The 2,819-nt window shown below is 37.1% G+C and carries 2 protein-coding genes and 1 pseudogene; all 3 read left to right on the plus strand.

What is annotated here, in order from left to right:
- Positions 1 to 1,183, plus strand: a pseudogene (locus ABY905_RS15970) (hypothetical protein); the annotation flags it as partial.
- 83 nt (positions 1,184 to 1,266) lie between these two features.
- Positions 1,267 to 2,196: a glycosyl hydrolase family 17 protein gene (locus tag ABY905_RS15975; protein WP_372645670.1), complete on the plus strand. Its 930-nt coding sequence runs from the start codon at positions 1,267 to 1,269 to the stop codon at positions 2,194 to 2,196.
- A gap of 3 nt (positions 2,197 to 2,199) precedes the next feature.
- Positions 2,200 to 2,819: hypothetical protein (locus tag ABY905_RS15980; RefSeq protein ID WP_372645671.1), on the plus strand; the 620-nt coding region annotated here is incomplete at its 3' end.

A 2,819-nucleotide genomic window follows, 5' to 3' on the forward strand; every position in this document is an offset into this window, starting at 1 on the left:
ATTGGATTTCACCAATCTGGCTCTAATGTATATGGATCAATCCATAAAAGTGAACAAACGAGAAGACGGACTTTATCATGCATATAATCTGATCTCTTTTTCAGACCAAACTGTTTCTGTACGATATTTATACCAAATGCTAGAAGGGCAGGTTGCTGTTTTAAGTTCAGGTTATTTAAATGCTCAGGAAAGTCTTGATGTGTTGAATTGTTTGAAGTGGAGTGAACTGTTTAGACGTGATCAATACAGTTATTTCCTATATCCAAACAGACAATTACCGCGTTTTACAGAAAAAAATAACATTCCAGGAAAGCGTGTAGAGGAATCCAAATTATTGACAAAACTGATAGCTGATAATGACTCTTCAATTATTAGCGTTGATAGTATGGGTGGGTATCACTTTAATGGCACATTCAGGAATGCAGAAATTTTGAGTAATGCTATAGGCGACCTAAACTCTGATAAGTACGCTCATCTGATTAAGGAAGAAAAAGAAAAGGTTCTTGATATTTTTGAAGAGATATTCGACCACCAATCTTTTACGGGTCGTTCGGGTACTTTTTATGGTTTTGAAGGATTGGGTAGTATCTACTGGCATATGGTTTCAAAACTGTTGCTGGCTGCACAGGAAAGCTATTTTAATGCCATACAAGAAGGCGCTAGTCCGATTACTTTAGGCAAAATTAAAGACCATTATTTTGAGATTAAAGCTGGTATTGGCTTGTATAAATCACCTGATTTATATGGAGCTTTCCCAACCGATGCTTATTCTCATACCCCTTCTACTGCTGGAGCTCAACAACCAGGTATGACAGGTCAGGTAAAAGAGGATTTTATCTCAAGAATGGGTGAACTGGGTATCCATGTTACTCATGGAGAAATCGTATTTGATACATCTCTATTAAACGATCAGGAGTTGTTGAGTCAAGACGAACTATTCGTTTACTACGATATCAATGGAAAGAAGCAGCAAATATCTCTTGGTGCAGGACAATTAGGATTTACATTCTGTAAAGTGCCTGTAGTCTACAGGTCTGGAGAATCAACCCAAATAGTAATTGCATTTAAAAATGGAGATACGAAAGTGATTCCAAACAATATAATTGATGGAGAGACAAGTGCTTTGATATTTAATCGAGGTGGTGAAGTTGAAAGGATTGAATTATCAATCACAAAGAATTAATAAAAACACAGTATCTGTATAAGCAACTTTTTAAGCCTTGCTTATGCAGATACTTTTTAATCTAACCATTAAATCCCTATGCTATGTCTGTACGCAGTGAATATCTAATGTCCCTGGCTGGTAGTGATTTTTCTACCAAAACGAAAGATGAATTATTAGCTCTTTATAATCAAATGTTGAATGATGGGATGCATGGACTATGTTTCAGCCCCTATCTCGATGGACAGGAGCCTGGCACAGAAATAAGCGAAGAACAAATCAGAAGACGAATTGATATTATCAAGCCTCATACCCAATGGGTGAGATCATTTTCATGTACCGAAGGCAATGAGTTGATTCCTAAAATCGCCAAAGAGAAGGGGATGAAAACCATGGTTGGAGCCTGGTTGGGCAAATACAAAAGTATCAATGAGCAGGAAATAGAGGGGCTTATTAAGGTTGCCAAGGCGGGACATGCTGATATTGTTGCTGTAGGTAATGAGGTGTTGTACCGTGAGGACTTAACTGAAGATGAACTTTTAGACTATATCTACAGGGTAAAAAAAGCGCTTCCTGGAATTCAGGTCGGTTATGTTGATGCCTATTATGAGTTTGGCAATCGTCCAAGAGTTACCGAAGCTTGCGACGTAATATTAGCTAATTGCTATCCATTCTGGGAAGGTTGCAGTTTGGAACACTCTTATCTTTATATGAAGGATATGTACAATCGTGCATTACAGGCAGGTAAGGGTAAAAAAGTAATCATTACAGAGACTGGCTGGCCTAATGTTGGTGAAATATTCCATGGTGCTGAGCCTTCTGAAGAAAATGCCCTTAAATATTTTATCAATACACAATTATGGTCTAAGAAAGAGGATATTGATATTTTCTACTTTTCATCTTTCGACGAGACATGGAAAACCGATGACGAGGGTGATGTTGGAGCCTATTGGGGAATTTGGGATAAGGATGAGAAACTAAAATTCAAACCATCAGTTGAATTACAATCACAAGCTAAGCACACACATCAGTAAAGCATGAAGATTAAAGAACTATTAAATATAGAACCTGGAAAAGCGATTTGTTATTCAGGTTTCAGAGAAGGTCAAAGTCCTGATACAGGTATATTCCCAACTTACGAGCAGATAAAAGAGGATCTCTTAATTCTCCATAATCATTGGAAATATCTTCGTTTATACGACTGTGATAAGCATACAGATATTGTTCTGGATGTTATTGTAAAAGAGGGACTTGACTTTAAAGTAATGCTTGGCGCTTACATAGGTGCTGAGATGAACAATTTTGGCTGTCCATGGGGAGGTTTTTATTCAGAGGATGAATTAAATAAAAACAAGGCAAGAAATTTGAATCAAATTAAGAAGTTGATTCAACTTGCAAATGAGTACCCTGATATAATTTTCTCCTTATCTGCCGGTAATGAGGCTTTGGTGCACTGGACAGATCACTACGTGCCAATAGATACTGTAATTAAGTATGTTCGTTTGATTAAAATGGGAGCTAAACAGCCTGTTACATTTTGTGAAAACTATGTGCCTTGGCAGGAAAAGTTACATGATTTGGTGGAGGAAGTTGATTTCATATCCATACATACTTACCCCGTTTGGGAATATAAAAATATTCATGAGGCTTTAGAATA

Origin of the sequence: Ancylomarina sp., assembly GCF_041555295.1 — a bacterium.
Lineage (GTDB): Bacteria > Bacteroidota > Bacteroidia > Bacteroidales > Marinifilaceae > Ancylomarina.